This window comes from Streptococcus mitis, assembly GCF_000960005.1.
GTDB classification, from domain to species: Bacteria; Bacillota; Bacilli; order Lactobacillales; family Streptococcaceae; genus Streptococcus; species Streptococcus mitis_CK.
This window is the reverse complement of record NZ_JYGP01000003.1, coordinates 24,788-44,278: the sequence shown is the minus strand read 5'-3', so window position 1 is coordinate 44,278 and position 19,491 is coordinate 24,788. Positions and strand designations below refer to the sequence as shown.

The following is a 19,491-nucleotide window of genomic DNA, read 5'->3' as shown; positions in this document are numbered from 1 at the left end:
CTTAGAGCCCTTGTCCTTTAAGCGCATCTGCTAAGCTGGCAAATTCTGCTAAGCTGAGAGCTTCCCCACGCACACTTGGTGACAAACCCGCTTGGTCCAAGGCCTTGGTCAATTTATCCTTGACTTCTTCGGTCTTACCAAAGTAACCTGTCAGGTTATTCCATAAGGTCTTGCGACGATGAGTGAAACTAGCCTTGGAAACCTTAAAGAAGAAGTTCTCGTCTTCCACTGCTACGGCTGGCTCTGGACGACGCACCATTTTCAAAATAGCAGAGTCCACGTTTGGCGCTGGCACAAATACCGTACGAGGCACGATAAAGGCAACCTTGGCAGTCATGTAATACTGCACAGCGATTGACAAACTGCCATATGCCTTGGTATTTGATTGAGCGGAAATGCGGTCAGCTACCTCTTTTTGCATCATGACCACAAACTCACTAAAAGGAATGCCACTTTCAATCAAGTGCATGAGAATAGGTGTCGTGATGTAGTAAGGCAAGTTGGCTACTACCTTAATTGGCAGGTCAGGATTTTTGAAATTCTGGATATGTTGGGTCAAATCAACCTTGAGAATGTCCTCGTTGACTACGGTCACATTGTCAAAATCACGCAAAGTATCTGCCAAAATAGGCACCAAACGATGGTCAATCTCAAAAGCCCTGACTTCTGCTGCACGCTCAGCCAAAAATTCAGTCAAGGCACCAATCCCTGGCCCGATTTCGATGACATTAACCTGGTCATCAATCTCAGCCGTATCCACGATTTTTTGTAGGATATTGGTATCCGTCAAGAAATTTTGCCCAAAGGACTTTTTAAAGGTAAAACCGTGACGCTCCAGCACTGCCTTGGTCACGCTATAATCTGCAATTCTCATCTATTCTCTTTTCTATTATCTGTTACTACTATTGTAACACATTCCCCTTACATTTGGTGTCTGCTTAGCTATCCTCATAGGATTTCATAGCTTCTTCCACTTCTGCCAAGGTGACCCCAAACAACTCTAAGCGTTTGAGAAGTTGCTTGCCGTTGGAATAGCCGATTCGGAGAGCCTCTCCTAGATATTCTCTGCGCTTACGGCTGTCTGCTCCCGCTAGAAAACCAAGGCGAATCAAGTCGCTACGACTAATATCAAACTGACTCTCATGTTCAAATTGTTCTGTCACCTGTGCCAGAGCTGTTTTCAAATCTTCATAGCTGGCATGCTCAATTCCCAGAGAACGCCCCTTGGTTTTGGACTTGGGAACAGCTTCATCTCGTTTCAGGAAGGCATGCTGAACTGTTGGAATGACCGTCATAATCATGCGACGAATCCGCTCCCCATTAAAATCTGGGTCTGTAAAGACAATGACTCCATGAAGCTCATGTAGACGCTGAATACGTGCAATATCTTGCTCATTGATGGCAGAACCTCGTGTCTCATAGGTCTCTACATTGAAATAACGTTTGAGATTGGCCGTATCATCGCGACCTTCAACCACGATAACTTGGGAAATTTTCTCTTTCATTACTTGCTGTCCAATCCAAAAATACGCTCTGCATTTGCAGTTGTTACCGCCGCTAGCTCTTCTGTCGTCATAGCACGCAAGTCGGCGATAAAGTCCACTACATAGCGAGTGTAGGCTGTTTTGTTTTCGCGACCACGTTTAGGAACAGGAGCCAAGTAGGGAGCATCCGTCTCCACCAAAATCTTATCCAAAGGTAACTCTTTAGCTGCTTCTTGGATATCAGTTGCCTTCTTAAAAGTCACCACTCCTGAGAAGGAAATGATCATACCAAGCTCGACAAACTTCTCTGCCCACTCAAGCGTCCCTGAAAATGAATGCATGATACCACCACGAGGACCAACGCCCTCGCTCTTGATAATCTCATAGGTATCTTCCAGCGCATCACGGGTATGAACTACAAAAGGCAAATCCAAGTCCTTAGATAACTGAATCTGACGGCGAAAAACCTGCTCCTGCACCTCTTTCGGTGCTGTCATCCAATGGTAGTCCAATCCAATTTCACCTAAAGCAACAACCTTGGGATGCTTGAGCTTATCAAGCAAGTAGGCTTCAATCTCCTCCGTGTAAGTCCCTGCTTCTGTCGGATGCCAACCGATTGTCGCATAGAGCTGGTCATACTCATCTACCAACTCCAAGGCACGCTCAATCGTTGGTTTATCAAAACCAACAATATTCATCTGTGTCACACCCATCTCAGTAGCCAAGGCAATTTCTTCTGCCTCACGACCTGCAAATTCTTCTACATTCAAGTGTGTATGTGTATCAAAAATCATCTCTTCTAACCTCGTTTTCTATCTACTATTATAGCAAAAAAACTGACCTCTCTCCTCATCTGAAAAAAATATTCTAAAACCCATCATCATCTCTTGACGCTCTTTTTCCAAAGCAGTATAATAACACTTATTGAATTTTTCAACAAAGGAAATAACTATGTTTACAAAACTAAAACAGACCTTTATCGGTCGTCCTCTTAAGTCCTTAACTGAAGGCGAAGGGGGACTACTGGGAAAAATGCAGGCACTGGCCATGTTGTCAAGCGACGCTCTGTCCTCCATTGCCTATGGACCTGAGCAAGTAGTCCTCGTCTTGGCTAGCCTCTCTCCTCTAGCTATATGGTGGAGCCTTCCTATCGGTCTCTTTGTCCTCCTGCTCCTAGCTAGCCTGACCGTTTCCTACCGTCAAATCATCCATGCCTACCCTCAAGGTGGAGGGGCATATATGGTTACTCGAGAAAATCTATCTCCCCAACTTGGCTTGATTGCTGGAGGTAGTCTTCTGGTTGACTATATGTTGACCGTAGCGGTATCTGTTGCTTCTGGAGCTGACGCTATCACAGCAGCTCTCCCTGCTCTCCACCCTTACAACCTCCACATCTCCATTTTTCTGGTTTGCTTGCTCATGCTCCTGAACTTACGGGGCTTAAAAGAATCTGCCAGCTCACTGATGATTCCTGTCTATCTCTTTATCATCAGCACTGTCTTTCTCTTGCTCTATGGAATCTTTCAACTAGTGACAGGTTCTCTCAGCTATCAGGCAACTTCACCTATTGGGCATGCTGTTCCGAGCCTGTCTATCGTTCTCATTCTAAGAGCTTTTACCAGCGGATCTGCCTCTCTGACAGGGGTTGAAGCTATTTCAAATGCCGTTCCCTTTTTCAAGGCTCCAAAAGAAAAGAATGCCGCTCAAACCTTGACCATTATGTCACTGATTTTAGGTTTTCTTTTTGCTGGTATCACCTTCCTAAACTACTGGATGGGGATTATGCCTCAACACGGAGAAACTATTCTTTCACAGATGGCTCAAGGCATCCTTGGCACTTCCTTCTTAGGTCACCTTGGCTATTATATCTTCCAATTCTCCACAGCCTTGATTTTGGCCGTAGCTGCAAATACTGGCTTTTCAGCCTTTCCTATGCTGGCTTACAATATGGCTAAAAACAAATACATGCCCCATCTCTTTATGGAAAAAGGAGACCGCCTAGGCTACTCCAATGGAATTTTAACTCTGGCTTTTGGGGCTATGATTCTTCTTCTCATTTTTAATGGCAATACCGAACGTTTGATTCCTCTTTATACTATCGGGGTCTTCGTTCCCTTCGCCCTATCTCAGACTGGGATGATTCGTCATTGGAAAAAGGAAAAAGGAGCAAACTTCTTAAAACCTGCTCTTGCTAATATCCTTGGGGCAATCATTTGCTACGCTATCGTGCTAATCCTGCTCTTTTTCCGTCTCAGTGATATCTGGCCCTTCTTCCCGATTATTCTCGTACTCACCCTACTCTTCTTAGCAATTCACAGTCATTACCAAAAAGTAGCCCAACAACTGCGACTCTATGAAGGAATCGAAAAACGTACCTACGATGGCAATCTTGTCCTCGTCCTAGTAGGAAATGTTACCAGAGTCAGCGTCGGAGCCATTAACTATGCCCAAAGTATCGGTGACGAAGTCTTAGCCATGCACATTTCTACAAAGGAAACCGCAGAAAAAGACCAAGAAATTCTCCAAGAATTTGCCGATTACTTCCCAACCATTACTCTGAAAAATATCAAGACCAGCTACCGCGATATCATTACCCCTACTGTCAAGTATGTCAAACGAATTTCCGAGGAAGCTCAGAAAAAGAACTATACAGTCACTGTCCTGGTACCCCAGTTTATCCCTAATAAACCTTGGCAAAATATCCTGCACAATCAGATGAGTCTTAAACTCAAATACGCCCTTCGTTGGCACCAAGACGTCGTTGTCGCTAGCTACTCTTATCACTTAAAAGAATAAAGAAAAGGCCCTACCAGAAGCAAGAAGCGTCTGGCAAGGCCTTTTTCTGAATCCAGTCACTATACTTATACTCAATGAAAATCAAAGAGCAAACTAGGAAGCTAGCCGCAGGCTGTACTTGAGTACGGTAAGACAACGCTGACGTGGTTTGAAGAGATTTTCGAAGAGTATTAACTGAAAAGCATGACTAGGAATATCATTGAATGTGGTTAGCTAAATCTTCCTGAGCTTTTTTATTTGACTCAGCTTTTTCTTTTAGCCATTTTTCATAGAGTTCTTGGTACTGTTTAGCTGTTACTGGCTCTTTTTGCAATTCAACATATTTGTAGTTGTCAGCATTTCCTTTATTCCCAACGAATGAGAATGGGCCTGTAAACGGTACAGTCTTACGGAAGATTGGATTAGCTCCACCACTTTGAACTGGTAGGAAGAGGGCACTATCTGTCAACCAAGCTTGGGCTTCAGCATATTTTTCATAGCGAGCCTGATTATCTGTGATTTCCGCATCTGCCTGATCCAAGAGTTTCTTGTAGTCAGAAAGACCAATCTTATCCTTGACTTCTTTGTCTTTTCCTTCAGACAAGCCCATGTTTTTCAACTGAGAACCTGTCTCTGGATCAAGGATGGCTAGGTAAGTCTTAGGATCTGAGTAATCTCCACCCCATCCTGAGATGTCGATATCGTAGTCTTTTTGTTCTGCTGTATCTGCAAAGTAGGTTGCCTGGTCTTTTTCATCTGGAGAAAGTTGGATAACATCAATGACTACATTCTCTTTACCAAGAGTTTCTTCCACTGTTTGTTTGAAAGATCCAGCCTGTTGCACATCCAACTTAGCAGTCTGGTCAACTGGCATATCCAAATGAATTGGGAAGGTTACTCCTTGAGCTTGCAGACTTTCTTTGGCCTTAGCAAACTTCTCTTTGGCCTTGTCTGGGTTCAAGAAGGCTTGCTTACCATCATTTAGGTTAATATTTGCCCAATCTTTACCGTAGTTGACAATTTTTTCATTGACAATATCACCAAAGTTCTTATCGCCAACTTGGACAAAGTTACTTGGTGTAACTGTGTTACGCAAGATACGGTCTGCTCCATCTTCACCATTTGTCTGTGCTGCATAAGCATGACGGTCAAAGGCAAAGTTGATAGCCTGACGGAAATCTTTATTCTGCATAGCTGCGCGTGAATCTGTCTTTTCCTTATCAGACTGTTTCATAGTTTGCTTGTAGCTTTGACGATTAACGTTGAAAAGATAATAGAAAGTAACTGAGTTTTGTGGTGTGTAGGTAATCTTGTCCTCATTTCCCTTCTTGAGTTCAGCAAAGACTGAACTTGTTGGGAAGATACGGCCATCTGTATAATTACCATCCAAGAAACCTCTAGCAATGCTGTCTTGGTCAGAACCGTCAAAGAAAGAGAGTTTCACTTTCTCAATTTTGACATTGTCCTTATCCCAGTAATTAGGGTTTTTATCAAACTCAATCAAAGATTTTGATGAGAAAGATTTAAACAAGTAAGGACCATTTGACAAAATACTTGATGGTGTTACACTTCCAAAGTCATCTCCCTTAGACTTCAAGAAGGCTTCATTTACAGGATTAAGGATACTTGCTGTTGTTTTAGAGTTCCAATAAGTCTCAGGTTGGTTGAGGGTGTATTGTAGAGTGTAATCATCCACAGCCTTAACACCAACAGTTCCAAAATCAGATGATTTCCCTTCAACATAGTCTGCTAGACCCTTGATAGAGTCTTGTACCAAGTACAAGTTTTCAGCCTTTTTATCAGCCGCATACTTGAGACCAGTCACAAAGTCATGAGCCGTTACATCTGCATACTCTTCTCCTTCAGAAGTGTACCATTTAGCCCCCTGACGGATCTTATAAGTGTAAGTCAAGCCATCTTTTGACACTGTCCATGACTCAGCCATAGATGGGATGAGATTGCCATACTGGTCATTTTCCAACAAACCATCAATCAAGTTGGTTGTGATACTAGATGTAGAGTCTCGTGTAGAGGTAATGTAATCCAAGGTATCAGGATTGCTGACAAAGATATAAGAGTATGTCTTGCCTGCATTGCTTGATTGGGATGACCCACATGCCGCTAGAGCTAGACCTGCTGTCAAAGCCATAGCTCCAAAAAGCATAACTTTTGATTTCTTCATGATTATTCTCCATTTTTACAGTATGTGAAATATTATACACCATTTAAGCAAAAATATAAAGTATTTTGAACTTTTTTACAAAAATAAAAATCAGTAGACTCGAGTTCCTACTGATTTTTGATATAATTCGTTTGGATTATGCAGCCAAAACTTTGCGTCCTTTACGACGACGAGCTGCCAATACGCGACGACCGTTTTTAGTTGACATACGGTTACGGAATCCGTGTTTGCGCGCACGACGAAGTTTACTTGGTTGATAAGTACGTTTCACGATGAATACCTCCTCATAGATTTTGTATTCGTTTAGCCGGCTATAAAGTGATCAGTTACTAAACATACTTTACTATTCTATCTGATTCTTTTACTTTTGTCAATAGCTCTAGGCAAATGTTTCCAGCTTTTTCGAATGTAAGCCCTATCTACGATACTGTTTCAAGAAACGAGTCATCTTGTCTTGAATTTGGGCTAGTTCATCAACACGAGGAAGGTAAACGATACGGAAGTGGTCTGGTTCCTGCCAGTTGAAGCCTCGACCATGAACCAAGAGAACCTTTTCCTGTTTCAAGAAATCAAGGACAAACTGTTCATCATCATCGATACGGTACATATTGCGATCGATTTTAGGGAAGATATAGAGTCCAGCCTTGGGTTTAACCGCAGACAAACCTGGAATATCTTGAATGGCATTGTAGATGAAATTTCTTTGCTCGTAAATTCGTCCACCAGGAAGAAGCAATTCATCGACCGACTGGTGACCACCTAGGGAAGTTTGTACGACCTGTTGAGCCAAAACATTAGAGCAAAGTCGCATATTGGACAGCATATTGAGCCCTTCGATATAGCCCTTGACATGAGTCTTTGGTCCAGACAAGACCATCCAACCCACACGGAAACCAGCGATACGATGGGATTTTGACAGACCATTCATGCTGACACAGAAAACATCTGGTGCCAAACTCGCCACAGGCGTATGCACATGTCCATCCATTACCATGCGGTCGTAAATTTCATCCGCAAAGATAATCAAATCGTTTTGACGGGCAATCTCAATAATCTCCAGCAAGAGTTCTTTAGGATAAAGGGCTCCAGTTGGATTATTTGGATTGATAAGGACGATTGCCTTGGTATTTGAAGTGATTTTTGACTTGATATCGTCAATATCTGGAAACCATTCTGCAGCTTCATCACAGATATAGTGAACGGCATTTCCTCCAGCTAGGCTGACAGCTGCTGTCCAGAGAGGATAGTCTGGCATAGGAACCAAGACCTCATCCCCGTTGTCCAAAAGCCCCTGCATAGACATGACAATCAGCTCACTGACACCATTTCCAAGGTAGATATCATCAATATCTATATTTGGGAATTTCTTCAATTGGCAATACTGCATGATAGCCTTACGGGCTGAGAAAATCCCTTTCGAGTCAGAATAACCTTCACTATCACGCGCATTCATAATCAAGTCATGAATGACCTCGTCTGGCGCTGTAAAGCCAAATTCTGCTGGATTTCCTGTATTCAGACGTAAAATCTTTTCTCCGTTTGCTCGCATCCGCATGGCTTCTTCCAAAACAGGACCACGGATATCATAAGCAACATGCTCTAACTTACTAGACTTGTTATATTCTTTCATCTTGTTTCCTCAATTCGTCAGGATAGTAACATTATACCACTAGAAAGAAAATGCGACAAGTTTACTGAAATGTGTTACTAAAATCCTACAGAAGAAAAGCCTCGCTAAAAGCGAGGTCAAGACAGGGGAGATAGCAGGTATTTTGCGAAAAACACATCACATACCAAAAGATAAACCTAGAAAAAGTAAGCCTAAAAAGGAGTCATAAAGAAGATTGAACATGAGGAAAAGTCCCCATATCATCAAGTAATCCCAACGTCCACTTCGTTTAGCGACTAGGAATAATACCAAATGGTAGAGTAGGTGAAAGACTAAAAAGCCAACAAAACCTGGATAGAGAAGCGGAATTAGCTTCTCTAATTGCCAGATCATAATAACTTCTAGCAAGACTGAAACTAGGATGATTCCATAATAAAGGAAATTTGAATTTTTTGTTTCTTGAAAAGAGTGCTTCATCATTCTCCCTCCCTTCACTTCTTTCCTGCTATCCTTTCTTTTATTTTATCATATATTTATATAGATTTTAAGCGCTAACATTCTTTTAAAAAATACTTTTTTTGCTTTACTTCTATAGTGAAAAGGTTTACAATTATAGTAAGAAAATTTCAGGAGGTTTCATTATGGCACAACGTTACCAAAATATCATGGTCGCAATCGATGGTTCTAAAGAAGCAGACTTAGCTTTTGTCAAGGGAGTTCATTCTGCTCTACGAAACGACGCTAAACTCACCATCGTACATGTCATTGACACACGCGCACTCCAAAGCGTATCCACCTTTGATGCTGAAGTTTACGAAGAACTCCAAGTCGACGCTGAAAGTCTGATGAAAGAGTACGAAAAACGTGCTAAAGATGCTGGAGTGGCAGATGTTCATATCGTCATTGAAATGGGAAATCCAAAAACCCTCTTGGCACGTACTATTCCTGATGCTGAAGAAGTGGACCTCATTCTCGTTGGTGCCACTGGTCTCAACGCCTTTGAACGCCTCTTGGTCGGCTCTTCATCTGAATACATCCTCCGCCATGCTAAGGTCGATTTGCTGGTTGTGAGAGAACAAGAAAAAACCTTATAATTACGACGAAAAGGAGCCCACAGCTCCTTTTTCTTTACTGTTTATTTCTCTCTTTATGACGCTCATAAGCCTTGAGCTGGCGCTGCAGTTCCTTTTTAATAGCAGGTTCTGGAGCATATTTTTCTTCCCAATCATCTGGCTTTAAGATTTTGTGGGTCACTGGATCAAAATGAGCCTTGCCATCTGGGAAAATTTTCCCCATATTAGCCTGATGAACAATATCAAAAATACGTTCTGGGTCCACTCCCATCAAGACAAAACTACCGTAGGTAAAGTAAAGCGTGTCAATCAGAGCATCTACCTGACCTATCAAATCTTGCTGAGCAGGCGTCTTCTTAGCTACTTTATCTGCCGCCTTATCAAGAGCTTGATGAAGTTGCGATAGAGCTTGACCAAAGTCCTCTTCAGAAGGACTGGCAGCTCTAACAAACTCCACCAATTCTTCTATTTTAAAGCCAGCCCTGTGGGTTGCACCTTCTAAATCCCAAGCTCGTGGTTCTTCTTGGGTTCGTTCATCCATCATATGGTGGAAGGTCTTGACCTTATTAAAATGATAGTCACGGCTGACAAAGACTTTTTCTGAGGCCAGAACACCAAAATGTTCCAAGGCCTTGTGGATTCCGTCTTGCTGATTGCTGGTGGTAATGTGCTTAGCAACTTCCTTAACACTGCTACTACCATTTCCCATAGCGACCGACATACCGACACCCGCCAGCATTTCTAGGTCATTATCTGAGTCACCAAAGGCCATCACTTGGTTGAGATCAAAACCATATTCTTTCCCGACTCGGCGTATGCCTTCCAATTTAGAGTTTCCTTGATTGATGACATCCGCTGCAAAAGGATTGCTACGTGTCAATTTCAAGTCTTCAAAATCAGCTGCCGCCTTCTCAGATTCTTCTGGCGTCATCAGCATCAAAACTTGGTAGATAGGCTGATTCATTAGATCAAGCAGGTCTTCTTCCTTTTGGGGAACAACCTTGCTGACCATACGATTAAAGGAATGACTCACTGTCCGAGTTAAAACTGAGGGAACGAAGCGACTGATTCGTTGAGAAAAAGAACCCAGACCAAAGGACATGATTTTGGAACCCAACATGGCATCCTTGGTCCCTAGGGCAATCTCCTTACCCTCTTTTTTAGCATAAGTAATGAGCTGGCGCAAATGTAACTTGGAAATTGGGCTCGTAAACAAGACTCTGTCTTTAGTAAAGATATACTGGCCATTGTAGGTTACCGCAAAGTCCAAATCCAAATCGTCCATCAATTCCTTAACAAAAAAAGGTCCTCGACCTGTCGCTACGCCGACAAGCACCCCTTGTTCTTTGACAATTTTAATCGCGTCCTTAGTGGATTTCAAAACACTCTTGCGATCGTTGACCAAGGTTCCATCGATATCAAAAAAAACAGCTTTGACTTCCATCCTATCCCAATCTCCCCTTTTGTGATACAATGATTATACCACATTTCAGAAAGAGTGAGTAAATCATGCCTAAGAAAATCCTTGTTTTACATACGGGTGGGACTATTTCTATGCAGGCCGATGCTTCTGGCGCTGTTGTGACAAGTTCAGATAATCCCATGAACCATGTGTCCAACCCACTTGAAGGAATCCAAGTCCACGCCTTAGACTTTTTTAACCTGCCAAGTCCCCATATCAAACCCAAGCATATGCTGGCTCTCTACCAGAAAATTAAAGAGGGAGCTGCTAACTACGATGGAGTGGTGATTACACATGGAACCGATACTTTAGAGGAAACAGCCTATTTCCTTGATACAATGGAAGTTCCCCATATGCCTATCGTTCTAACAGGGGCCATGCGTAGCTCCAACGAACTCGGTAGTGACGGTGTTTATAATTATCTGAGTGCTTTAAGGGTAGCTAGCGATGACAAGGCTGCTGACAAAGGAGTTTTGGTCGTTATGAACGATGAAATCCACGCTGCCAAGTATGTTACCAAAACACATACAACCAACGTTAGCACCTTCCAGACTCCAACACACGGCCCCCTTGGTCTCATCATGAAACAGGAAATCCTCTACTTCAAAACAGCTGAACCTCGTGTTCGCTTTGACCTTGATCACATACAAGGCTTAGTCCCTATCATCTCTGCTTATGCTGGTATGACAGATGAGCTGATTGATATGCTGGATTTGGAACAATTGGACGGTTTGATTATCCAAGCCTTCGGAGCTGGTAATATTCCCAAAGAAACGGCTCAAAAGTTAGAAAGCCTTCTACAAAAAGGAATCCCTGTCGCCTTGGTTTCACGATGCTTTAACGGTATCGCTGAGCCTGTTTATGCCTACCAAGGTGGGGGTGTGCAGTTGCAAAAATCTGGTGTCTTCTTTGTTAAAGAACTCAATGCCCAAAAAGCTCGCTTGAAACTCCTCATTGCCCTCAATGCCGGACTAACAGGGCAGGCTTTGAAAGACTATATGGAAGGCTAAGTCTCTTCTCTAAAAACAAATCAGGAAATCTGCACGATTCCCTGATTTTTTCTATTTACGTTTTCGTGTTGAACGACGTTCTGTCAAACCATGAGGTAAGAGAACTTCACGTTCTTCCAACTCTTCCTTGTGCATAATCTTAGTCAACATACGCATACTAATGGCACCAAGGTCATAAAGAGGTTGGGCAATAGTTGTCAAGTTTGGACGGGTAAAACGTGAGACTTGCGAATCATCACTAGTAATGATTTCAAACTCTTCTGGTACTGACACACCCTTATCAGCAAGGCCGTTCAAGACACCTGCTGCCAACTCATCACCTGTTACAACTGCTGCAGTTGCATTTGATGAAATCAAGCGTTCTGCCAAGGCATAGCCGTCTTCATAAGTGTATTTAGATTCAAATACCAATCCTTCGCTATAAGAAATCCCTGCTTTTTTCAAGGCTTCCTTGTAGCCAACCAAACGAACCTTACCATTGATGTCATCCACTAATGGACCGCTTACGAAAGCAATACGCTCATTTTCTTTAGCAAGGTAGGTCACTGCATCAATCGTAGCTTGTTTGTAGTCAATATTGACACTTGGAAGCTGATGTTCCACATCCACAGTACCTGCAAGAACAACTGGTGTCCGAGAACGAGAAAACTCTGAACGAATTTTTTCAGTCAAGTGGTAGCCCATAAAGATGATACCATCTACTTGCTTAGAAAACAATGTATTGACAACTGAAACTTCCTTATCATCATCCTCATCACTATTAGCAAGGACGATATTATACTTGTACATTTCAGCAATATCATCAATCCCTTTGGCAAGCGTTGAGAAATAACCATTGGTAATATTGGGGATCACGACACCAACAGTGGTTGTCTTTTTACTTGCAAAACCACGCGCCACTGCATTTGGACGGTAATCCAAACGATCAATCACCTCAAGCACTTTTTTACGGGTGTTCTCTTTTACATTCTTATTGCCATTGACTACACGGCTAACCGTCGCCATTGAAACTCCTGCTTCACGGGCGACATCATAAATCGTTACTGTATCGTCTGTATTCATTCCATTTCCTTTCTATATCATACCTCACGAGACTCCAAAAAAGAGACGGTATGAAAATTTCGTTTTCATGATTCCACTTATTCCATTTTATCACTATTTGTAAACACTTTCAAGCGTTTTTTGAAGATTATTTGAAAAAATTTCATAGGAAGCTATGTTTATGAAGAAAAAATCACCTTTTCTTGATTTTTAATCCTATTTGCTGTATGATAAGGGAAAAGAAAGGGGGAAGAAATATGGCTTTTACCAATACCCACATGCGGTCAGCTAGTTTTGGCATTGTTACCAGCTTGCCTGATGACGTTATTGACTCATTTTGGTATATCATCGACCATTTCTTAAAAAATGTCTTTGAATTGGAAGAAGAACTCGAGTTTCAATTGCTCAATAACCAAGGAAAAATTACCTTCCACTTTTCAAGTCAACACCTCCCTACAGCCATTGATTTTGACTTTAACCATCCCTTTGACCCTCTTTATCCCCCGAGAGTACTGGTTTTAGATATGGACGGTAGAGAAACTATCCTCCTCCCAGAAGAAAATGACCTATTTTAATACTCAATGAAAATCAAAGAGCAAACTAGAAAGCTAGCCGCAGGTTGCTCAAAGCCCTGCTTTGAGGTTGTAGATGAAACTGACGAAGTCAGTAACCATATGTACGGTAAGGCGACGCTGACGTGGTTTGAAGAGATTTTCGAAGAGTATAAAAACTCTAGCCTTCAGTTGCAAGTGACTGAAAACTAGAGTTTTTTCTATTTTTTCAAAGCATCATACAAGTTGCGGATCGGTTGCTTTAAGGTAGGATGGATAAAATGAGGCGCAATTTCTTGAAGAGATTCAAGGACAAAAAGGCGTTCCGCTATATAAGGATGAGGCAAGATGAGGTCGTCTGTATAAAGAATCTGATCCTCCACAAAGAGCAAGTCCAAATCAATCAAACGAGGCCCCCAATGTACTTCTCTCACCCGTCCCATCTCTAACTCAATGGCTAACAAGGTCTCTAATAGAACTGGGGCGGGCAACCAGGTTTCAACCTCAACCACTTGATTAGCAAAGCTATCTTGCTCCACACCACCCCAAGGCTCCGTCGTTAAGACACTGGACTCTTTAAGAATATGGATACCTCGATTTCGCATTTTCTCAATGGCTTGCTCCAAGTTTGCTTGTTTATCTCCCATATTGCTTCCTAGGGCGATAAAGGCTCGTTGCTTGCGGCGATGAATGGTTACCGAGCAAGTATCTAGTGGCAAATGCACTGGTGCCCAAGGTTTTTTCAGTTCCAGCTTCATTTCTTGGACAAGAGGATAAGCCTCAAAGGTACGTTCTACCAGTTTGTAGGCTACCGTTTCAATCAAGTCCTCAGTTGTTTCCTGAAACCAAGCCGTCCACTGCTGGCACAGTTCTCCATAATGGACAGAGGCTGTTAAATCCAAATCTGTAGCCGCCTTGGTCATATCATAGGATAGGATTGCGGAAATAACAAACTTCTGCCCCAATTCTTTCTCACTAGGAAAAAGACCATGATAGGCAAAAATTTCCAAATCCTTAATCTGTAGTTGATCCATAATGATTCCTTTCTAGAAAAATCCGCCCAAAGCGGATTCTTTTTATAGTCCCATTAAACGATAAGCCTGGTCTCGGAGGTCCTTATCTGTTTCAAATAGACCACGAGCTACTGTCGTCAAGGTTGCAGTGCCTGGTTTTCTGACACCACGCATGCTCATACACATATGTTCCGCCTCAATGACAACAAAGGCTCCTTTAGCACCTAGATAGTCCATCAAGGCGTCGGCCACTTCGATATTCAAACGTTCTTGAATTTGTGGTTTTTTAGAATAAACTTCAACCGTACGGGCTAGCTTAGACAAACCTGCCACACGACCATCTGGAATGTAGGCAATATGTGCTCTCCCATAAAATGGTAGAAAGTGGTGTTCACACATAGTATGGAAAAAGATGTCCTTTTCTACCACCATATTATCATCAATAATCTCAAAGGATTTTGACAAATGTTCCTCCGCTGTTTGACCAAGACCTGAAAAAATCTCTTGGTACATACGAGCCACACGAGCAGGTGTTTCCTGCAAGCCCTCGCGGTTAGTGTCCTCTCCGACAGCCTCGATAATCATTTTTACAGCTGCTTCAATCTTTTGTGTATCCATTTTCGTTTTTCCTCTCCATCAGATAGGCTCTCACTTGGCTCAAGAAATACAAGGAACCCGTGACAATCCTAACTGTTTGTTTCTCTTCTTTTTTATCTGTCAATTTCTGCTCTAGAAAATCCTGCCAACCTTGATAGCTGAGATTTCTAGACTTGGCTGCCTCTTTCAGCACGTTTTCATCAGTCGCCCGACTATCGTCAAAATGTGTCAGGGTAAGCTCGGTATCTGGGATGGCCCCCAGCAAGTCCAACATATCCTCCAAGGCCTTGGTTTTGATGCAAGTAAAGAGGATTTCCTTACGATAATCCGCAAAGCGTTCTTGCAAGGTTGCTAATAAAGCCTTGATAGCATGGGGATTGTGGGCTCCATCCAAAATCATCAAGGGATCTCTTGACACGATTTCCAAACGCCCTGGCCAACTTGTTTCTTCCAAGGCTTGAGCAAGCAAGTGATCGCTTGCTAGTTCTCGACCATCTTCTTGACAAAAATTATCAAGTAAAGCTATGGCCATCCCAGCATTCTCTATTTGGTACAAACCAAGCAGGCCAGTCTGGAAGCGACCTTGTCTGACAACACTTGTATAGTCAAAGACTTCACCCGTTACCACACTCTTTTGATGGCTGATCTGATAATCTGCCCCGTAGGCAAGTCTCGGCGCATTTTTATCTTCCGCAATGCGGTCAATCACAGCCAAAGCTTCTGGAGCAATACGCCCTGTTACCAAGGGAATCCCTTGTTTGATAATACCTGCCTTCTGCTCTGCTATGGCCTCCAAAGTGTCACCAAGTAGGGCTACATGGTCCAATCCAATAGTCGTAATTCCTGTCAAAATGGGCTGGCAAACATTGGTACTATCCAAAAGTCCACCCATGCCCACTTCCATGATAGCCACATCTACTTGCTCTAAGGCAAAGTAGTCATAGGCCAAAGCTGTGATAATCTCAAACTCAGTTGTCCCCTGCAAATTAGCAGCCGATTCCCCTTCCAGCAACGACTGATAGTCTGCCATGAGGGCTTCTAGTCTAGCCTCTGGGATAGATTCCCCATTGATGCTAATCTGATCTGTGTAATGAATGAGATAGGGCGAGCTAAACACGCCAACTCTCAGCCCTAGCTTTTCTAGCATCTTTTTCAAAAAAGCAATGGTCGAACCCTTGCCATTGGTCCCTCCGATATGGATGACCTTGAGTTTGAGATGGGGATTGCCACGCAAAGCTAATAGTTCCACCATTCGTTCCAAGCCAAAATGCGGTTGATCCGTCCGATAGTGGGCAATCCACTGATTGTTTTCAAATTCTTTCATCTTATTTATATTGTTTTAAATCTAGATTTTCCGCTTCATCAGCCAGACGAATGGCGGAGGCAATTTCAACTGCCATCCTGTGACTAGCTACGTCATGCACGCGCACCACTTCTACACCCTGTCTTGCAGCAATACTAGTTACATGAGCCGAAGCCGTATCTCGATTGCGGAAACCAAGTTCTGTCTCAGGATTGACTTCAAAACCATTTTCTTCAAGAATATTGATGACAAACCTCTTGCGCGACACTCCAAGAAAGATTGGATAGCCTTTCTGATGTAGTTTATCCAGATCCCGTAAAAGAAGCAAATTTTCTTTCTTGGTCAGACCAAAGCCGATTCCCGGATCCAACAGGATATTTTCTTGTGCAATACCAGCTTCCTCTGCTCTCGCTAGTGCTCGTTCAAAGAAAGCCTCCATCAATTCTTCGATTGGCATTTTTTCAAAGTCAGCTAACTCTTCCTCTGTAAAAGCTTGATTAAATCCAAAATGAGGGAAGATGAGCGAGCTAGGATGCTGAGGTCGAGCCATAACTGGATTAAACATGATGACTATTTTCGCTCCAGCCTTAGCTACCACATGGGCCATTTTTTCATCACCCATAAGACCAGTGATATCATTGACTAGATTGGCACCAGCAGCCAAAGCAGCCTCTGCCACCTGACTTTTCCAAGTATCAATAGAGATGAGGACATCACTTTCCTTGCGAATCGCTTTAATCACTGGAACAACACGCTGGATCTCCTCTTCTATCTCAACATAGCTACTTCCCGGCCGAGTCGATTCTCCGCCGATATCTAGCATACTAGCCCCTTCTGCTATCAATTTACGAGCCTGCTGGAGTGCCTGCTCAAGAGCAAAAAATTGACCACCGTCCGAAAAGGAGTCTGGGGTTACATTGATAATTCCGCAAATAGCTGTCTTTGCATGATTGGCTTTACTTGACATATCGGTCACTCCCTCAAGGCTTTTCATCATATTATTTCTCTATTTTACCATAAAAAGAAAAAGATGGACACGATTGCATTCATCTTTTTCCCAGTAGAAACAAGTAAGCAATTGTCAAAAATCTTAAACAGAGATCCCTAATGTCCGACTCAAAATCACCACGAGAGCCAACAAACAGAAAAAAACTCCATTAACAATCATGTGAAGTAAGATAGACATTTCCAAACGTTGGGTTTTATAAACTGTCCAAGTTAGCACAGTTGACATTCCTCCATAGATAAGAAGAGAAGGTAGATTTGTCGGTAAATGAAGCAAGGCAAAGATAATAGCACCGACTATATAACCCACATTTTCTTTACCACGAAAGAGTTTTTTAGGAATCACTCCTCGACATAAAATCTCCTCACAAATAGGAGCTATTAGAACCAGTAAGAAAAAACTGGAAATTAAGGAACTATTCTGGACCAAATCATTAATATTTGATTGATTGCTGGTTGTTGTTTCATTCATCAAACGCAGTAAGACTACACCAAGAATATTAAAGGCAAGAATCACTAGATAGCTTAAGGCCAATCTAGCCAAATCCTTAGCCTTGAAAAACGATAAACCAAAACTAGCCAACTGTGATTTTCGAGCTCCGATGATAAATATAAGTAAAACCAACAAAGATAAGGCAGATACTAATAGTCCTGATTGCAACAATGGAAATCGTCTACTTGTTAGAAAATAGGACAAAGCCAAAGGAAGCTGAGAAAAAAGAAGGGCTACTAAAAAAATAATTACCCATTTGCCCCTGTTCACTATCTCTTTCCACATACTCTTCTCCTTCATGATTTTTCCTCCTTAGTCTTAATAAACATCATTGAATATATTTGCGAGCTAATCACAATCTCCTTTGTATTAAAAAAGGGGGAAAATCCCCCTGGGTTATCCTATTATAAGGCCATACTGATGTAGTTAAGGATAAACAAGGCATCCAAAATCCAAATCATGACATGAACATCTTTAGCTTGACCTTTGACAATCTTAGTCAAAGTGTAAGTCAAGAAACCAACTGCAATCCCTTGAGTGATAGAGTAGCTGAATCCCATAAAGATAGATGTGAAGAAGGCAGGAACTGCTTCAGCCATATCGTCCCAATGGATATTTTTCAAGCTACCTAGCATCATAATCCCAACAATAATCAAGATTGGAGCTGTAGCAGATGAAGGCACAATAGCTAGAAGTGGGCTAAAGAAACTTGAAATCGCAAAACAGATAGCAACAACCAAGGCTGTCAAACCAGTACGTCCACCTGCACCGATACCAGCAGCAGACTCAACATAAGTCGTTACGTTCGAAGTACCAGCGATGGCACCAATTGAAGTACCAATCAAGTCAGAGTAAAGAGCCTTATCCAACTTAGCTGATTGGTGATTTTCACCATTTGTCGCTACGATACCAACTTTTTCACCTGTACCAATCAAAGTACCAATTGTGTCAAAAATATCTGTTAACGAGAAGGCAAGAATGGCCATAAGAGTTTCAGGTAAGCGAGCTGTATCTGAAATCAAAGCTCCCAAACCTTCTGAACCAAGAGCTGCACCAAAGACTGTCTTCAAGTCTTCAAAGGCTGCACCAACATGGTTGTTAGCAAAATCGATACTAGACAAATCTACCAAACCAACTGCAATAGCAAGAACAGTTGTTGTCAAGATAGAGAGGATAATTCCCCCTTTAATTCCTTTGATAACAAAGAAGATAGTAATGGCCAGTCCTGCAAGTGCCACCAAAACAGCTGGATTATTAAAGCTGACCAAGCCTGGAACTGCTGAAGAGTTTGCTGCAATCGTCGCTTGAGCTTTGTCAGCCCCTTCTCCTACAACAGTATAGTTACCTGGATCAATCGTAAATTTCAAAAGTCCAGCATTCTTAATCCCTACATAGGCAAGGAAGACACCGATACCAGCTGAAATAGCTGAGCGAAGAGCATTTGGAATCGATTCAATGATCATTTTACGAACATTTGTCAAGGTAATAATCAATGAGATAATCCCACAGATGAAGACCATAGCTAGGGCTTGTTGCCAAGAATAACCGAGTCCAAATACGACTGTAAATGTAAAGAAGGCGTTAAGACCCATACCTGGCGCTTGAGCATAAGGTAAGTTAGCATAGAAGGCCATCATCAAGGTACCCGCTACTGCACCAATGATCGTCGCTAGGAAGACACCTTGAGCAGGCATTCCTGTTTGCGAAAGCATTTGTGGGTTTACAAAGAGAATATAACTCATTGCAAAGAAAGTTGTTAAACCAGCGAGAACCTCTGTACGAACGTCCGTACCGTTCTCTTTTAGTTTAAATAATTTGTCCATTATCAATCTCCTTTTAATTTTTACGAACAATAATAGAATTATATCATTTATCATTCACTTTTTCAATATC

General features: G+C 42.2%; 19 protein-coding genes. 4 read left to right on the top strand and 15 right to left on the bottom strand.

What is annotated here, in order from left to right; genetic code table 11:
* Position 1: 1 nt before the first annotated feature.
* From rsmA to TZ90_RS08885, 3 genes are all read right to left on the bottom strand, one after another.
* Positions 2 to 874: a 16S rRNA (adenine(1518)-N(6)/adenine(1519)-N(6))-dimethyltransferase RsmA gene (gene rsmA / locus TZ90_RS08895; protein ID WP_045612747.1), complete on the bottom strand. Its 873-nt coding sequence runs from the start codon at positions 872 to 874 to the stop codon at positions 2 to 4.
* Between the two features lie 64 nt (positions 875 to 938).
* Positions 939 to 1,505 (bottom strand): ribonuclease M5, encoded by a 567-nt coding sequence (rnmV, locus tag TZ90_RS08890; protein WP_045612746.1) that lies wholly within the window; start codon positions 1,503 to 1,505, stop codon positions 939 to 941.
* The gene (locus tag TZ90_RS08885; protein WP_045612745.1) at positions 1,505 to 2,278 is read right to left on the bottom strand and encodes a TatD family hydrolase; all 774 of its coding nucleotides are present in this window, start codon (positions 2,276 to 2,278) and stop codon (positions 1,505 to 1,507) included. Before TZ90_RS08885 ends, rnmV begins: the two co-directional genes overlap by 1 nt.
* 157 nt (positions 2,279 to 2,435) lie before the next feature.
* On the opposite strand from TZ90_RS08885, the gene TZ90_RS08880 reads away from it, so the two are divergent.
* On the top strand, positions 2,436 to 4,280 hold the full coding sequence (locus TZ90_RS08880) for an APC family permease (RefSeq protein ID WP_045612744.1): 1,845 nt from the start codon (positions 2,436 to 2,438) through the stop codon (positions 4,278 to 4,280).
* Positions 4,281 to 4,476: 196 nt separating this feature from the next.
* Here TZ90_RS08880 and TZ90_RS08875 read toward each other — a convergent pair whose 3' ends face one another.
* The 4 genes from TZ90_RS08875 to TZ90_RS08860 all read right to left on the bottom strand — a co-directional run bounded on the left by TZ90_RS08875 (position 4,477) and on the right by TZ90_RS08860 (position 8,530).
* The gene (locus TZ90_RS08875; protein ID WP_045612743.1) at positions 4,477 to 6,441 is read right to left on the bottom strand and encodes a peptide ABC transporter substrate-binding protein; all 1,965 of its coding nucleotides are present in this window, start codon (positions 6,439 to 6,441) and stop codon (positions 4,477 to 4,479) included.
* 136 nt (positions 6,442 to 6,577) lie between these two features.
* The gene (gene rpmH, locus TZ90_RS08870) at positions 6,578 to 6,712 is read right to left on the bottom strand and encodes a 50S ribosomal protein L34 (protein WP_000831905.1); all 135 of its coding nucleotides are present in this window, start codon (positions 6,710 to 6,712) and stop codon (positions 6,578 to 6,580) included.
* A 144-nt stretch (positions 6,713 to 6,856) separates the two neighbouring features.
* On the bottom strand, positions 6,857 to 8,071 hold the full coding sequence (locus tag TZ90_RS08865) for a pyridoxal phosphate-dependent aminotransferase (protein WP_045612742.1): 1,215 nt from the start codon (positions 8,069 to 8,071) through the stop codon (positions 6,857 to 6,859).
* 156 nt (positions 8,072 to 8,227) lie between these two features.
* Positions 8,228 to 8,530, bottom strand: a complete 303-nt coding sequence (locus TZ90_RS08860) for a hypothetical protein (protein WP_045612741.1) — start codon at positions 8,528 to 8,530, stop codon at positions 8,228 to 8,230.
* Positions 8,531 to 8,691: 161 nt separating this feature from the next.
* Here TZ90_RS08860 and TZ90_RS08855 point away from each other — a divergent pair, with 161 nt between their 5' ends.
* A complete protein-coding gene (locus TZ90_RS08855; RefSeq protein WP_000079154.1) occupies positions 8,692 to 9,144 on the top strand; it encodes a universal stress protein in 453 nt (150 codons plus the stop codon).
* Between the two features lie 34 nt (positions 9,145 to 9,178).
* On the opposite strand, the gene TZ90_RS08850 is transcribed toward TZ90_RS08855, so the two are convergent.
* Positions 9,179 to 10,567 (bottom strand): Cof-type HAD-IIB family hydrolase, encoded by a 1,389-nt coding sequence (locus TZ90_RS08850; protein ID WP_045612740.1) that lies wholly within the window; start codon positions 10,565 to 10,567, stop codon positions 9,179 to 9,181.
* Between the two features lie 65 nt (positions 10,568 to 10,632).
* Between TZ90_RS08850 and TZ90_RS08845 the strand changes: the two genes are divergently transcribed.
* Positions 10,633 to 11,595 carry an asparaginase gene (locus tag TZ90_RS08845; protein WP_045612739.1) on the top strand — a complete coding sequence of 321 codons (963 nt, stop codon included), beginning with the start codon at positions 10,633 to 10,635 and terminating at the stop codon, positions 11,593 to 11,595.
* Between the two features lie 51 nt (positions 11,596 to 11,646).
* Here TZ90_RS08845 and ccpA read toward each other — a convergent pair whose 3' ends face one another.
* Positions 11,647 to 12,657: a catabolite control protein A gene (gene ccpA / locus TZ90_RS08840; RefSeq protein WP_045612738.1), complete on the bottom strand. Its 1,011-nt coding sequence runs from the start codon at positions 12,655 to 12,657 to the stop codon at positions 11,647 to 11,649.
* 236 nt (positions 12,658 to 12,893) lie between these two features.
* Between ccpA and TZ90_RS08835 the strand changes: the two genes are divergently transcribed.
* Positions 12,894 to 13,211 carry a DUF960 domain-containing protein gene (locus TZ90_RS08835; protein ID WP_000886035.1) on the top strand — a complete coding sequence of 106 codons (318 nt, stop codon included), beginning with the start codon at positions 12,894 to 12,896 and terminating at the stop codon, positions 13,209 to 13,211.
* 197 nt (positions 13,212 to 13,408) lie between these two features.
* Here TZ90_RS08835 and folK read toward each other — a convergent pair whose 3' ends face one another.
* The 6 genes from folK to TZ90_RS08800 all read right to left on the bottom strand — a co-directional run bounded on the left by folK (position 13,409) and on the right by TZ90_RS08800 (position 19,421).
* Positions 13,409 to 14,221, bottom strand: a complete 813-nt coding sequence (folK, locus tag TZ90_RS08825) for a 2-amino-4-hydroxy-6-hydroxymethyldihydropteridine diphosphokinase (RefSeq protein WP_045612737.1) — start codon at positions 14,219 to 14,221, stop codon at positions 13,409 to 13,411.
* Positions 14,222 to 14,263: 42 nt separating this feature from the next.
* Positions 14,264 to 14,818, bottom strand: a complete 555-nt coding sequence (gene folE / locus TZ90_RS08820) for a GTP cyclohydrolase I FolE (protein WP_000380919.1) — start codon at positions 14,816 to 14,818, stop codon at positions 14,264 to 14,266.
* Positions 14,799 to 16,121, bottom strand: coding sequence for a bifunctional folylpolyglutamate synthase/dihydrofolate synthase (locus TZ90_RS08815; protein ID WP_045612736.1), 1,323 nt, complete (start codon positions 16,119 to 16,121; stop codon positions 14,799 to 14,801). The genes folE and TZ90_RS08815 overlap by 20 nt, the downstream gene beginning before the upstream one ends.
* Before the next feature lies 1 nt (position 16,122).
* Positions 16,123 to 17,097, bottom strand: coding sequence for a dihydropteroate synthase (gene folP / locus TZ90_RS08810; RefSeq protein ID WP_045612735.1), 975 nt, complete (start codon positions 17,095 to 17,097; stop codon positions 16,123 to 16,125).
* Between the two features lie 93 nt (positions 17,098 to 17,190).
* Complete coding sequence (locus tag TZ90_RS08805; RefSeq protein WP_045612734.1) at positions 17,191 to 17,898, bottom strand: CPBP family intramembrane glutamic endopeptidase; 708 nt, start codon at positions 17,896 to 17,898, stop codon at positions 17,191 to 17,193.
* A gap of 104 nt (positions 17,899 to 18,002) precedes the next feature.
* A complete protein-coding gene (locus tag TZ90_RS08800) occupies positions 18,003 to 19,421 on the bottom strand; it encodes an NCS2 family permease (RefSeq protein ID WP_045612733.1) in 1,419 nt (472 codons plus the stop codon).
* Between the last annotated feature and the right edge of the window lie 70 nt (positions 19,422 to 19,491).

What these genes read in the sequence shown, in the direction of transcription:
- TZ90_RS08875 (WP_045612743.1), bottom strand. Translation starts at nt 6,441, where the DNA reads ATGAAGAAATCAAAAGTTATGCTTTTTGGAGCTATGGCTTTGACAGCA.
- TZ90_RS08805 (WP_045612734.1), bottom strand. Translation starts at nt 17,898, where the DNA reads ATGAAGGAGAAGAGTATGTGGAAAGAGATAGTGAACAGGGGCAAATGG.
- TZ90_RS08860 (WP_045612741.1), bottom strand. Translation starts at nt 8,530, where the DNA reads ATGATGAAGCACTCTTTTCAAGAAACAAAAAATTCAAATTTCCTTTAT.
- TZ90_RS08800 (WP_045612733.1), bottom strand. Translation starts at nt 19,421, where the DNA reads ATGGACAAATTATTTAAACTAAAAGAGAACGGTACGGACGTTCGTACA.
- TZ90_RS08865 (WP_045612742.1), bottom strand. Translation starts at nt 8,071, where the DNA reads ATGAAAGAATATAACAAGTCTAGTAAGTTAGAGCATGTTGCTTATGAT.
- TZ90_RS08880 (WP_045612744.1), top strand. Translation starts at nt 2,436, where the DNA reads ATGTTTACAAAACTAAAACAGACCTTTATCGGTCGTCCTCTTAAGTCC.
- TZ90_RS08845 (WP_045612739.1), top strand. Translation starts at nt 10,633, where the DNA reads ATGCCTAAGAAAATCCTTGTTTTACATACGGGTGGGACTATTTCTATG.
- TZ90_RS08850 (WP_045612740.1), bottom strand. Translation starts at nt 10,567, where the DNA reads ATGGAAGTCAAAGCTGTTTTTTTTGATATCGATGGAACCTTGGTCAAC.
- TZ90_RS08835 (WP_000886035.1), top strand. Translation starts at nt 12,894, where the DNA reads ATGGCTTTTACCAATACCCACATGCGGTCAGCTAGTTTTGGCATTGTT.
- rsmA (WP_045612747.1), bottom strand. Translation starts at nt 874, where the DNA reads ATGAGAATTGCAGATTATAGCGTGACCAAGGCAGTGCTGGAGCGTCAC.
- folE (WP_000380919.1), bottom strand. Translation starts at nt 14,818, where the DNA reads ATGGATACACAAAAGATTGAAGCAGCTGTAAAAATGATTATCGAGGCT.
- TZ90_RS08855 (WP_000079154.1), top strand. Translation starts at nt 8,692, where the DNA reads ATGGCACAACGTTACCAAAATATCATGGTCGCAATCGATGGTTCTAAA.
- TZ90_RS08815 (WP_045612736.1), bottom strand. Translation starts at nt 16,121, where the DNA reads ATGAAAGAATTTGAAAACAATCAGTGGATTGCCCACTATCGGACGGAT.
- TZ90_RS08885 (WP_045612745.1), bottom strand. Translation starts at nt 2,278, where the DNA reads ATGATTTTTGATACACATACACACTTGAATGTAGAAGAATTTGCAGGT.
- rnmV (WP_045612746.1), bottom strand. Translation starts at nt 1,505, where the DNA reads ATGAAAGAGAAAATTTCCCAAGTTATCGTGGTTGAAGGTCGCGATGAT.
- folK (WP_045612737.1), bottom strand. Translation starts at nt 14,221, where the DNA reads ATGGATCAACTACAGATTAAGGATTTGGAAATTTTTGCCTATCATGGT.
- ccpA (WP_045612738.1), bottom strand. Translation starts at nt 12,657, where the DNA reads ATGAATACAGACGATACAGTAACGATTTATGATGTCGCCCGTGAAGCA.
- folP (WP_045612735.1), bottom strand. Translation starts at nt 17,097, where the DNA reads ATGATGAAAAGCCTTGAGGGAGTGACCGATATGTCAAGTAAAGCCAAT.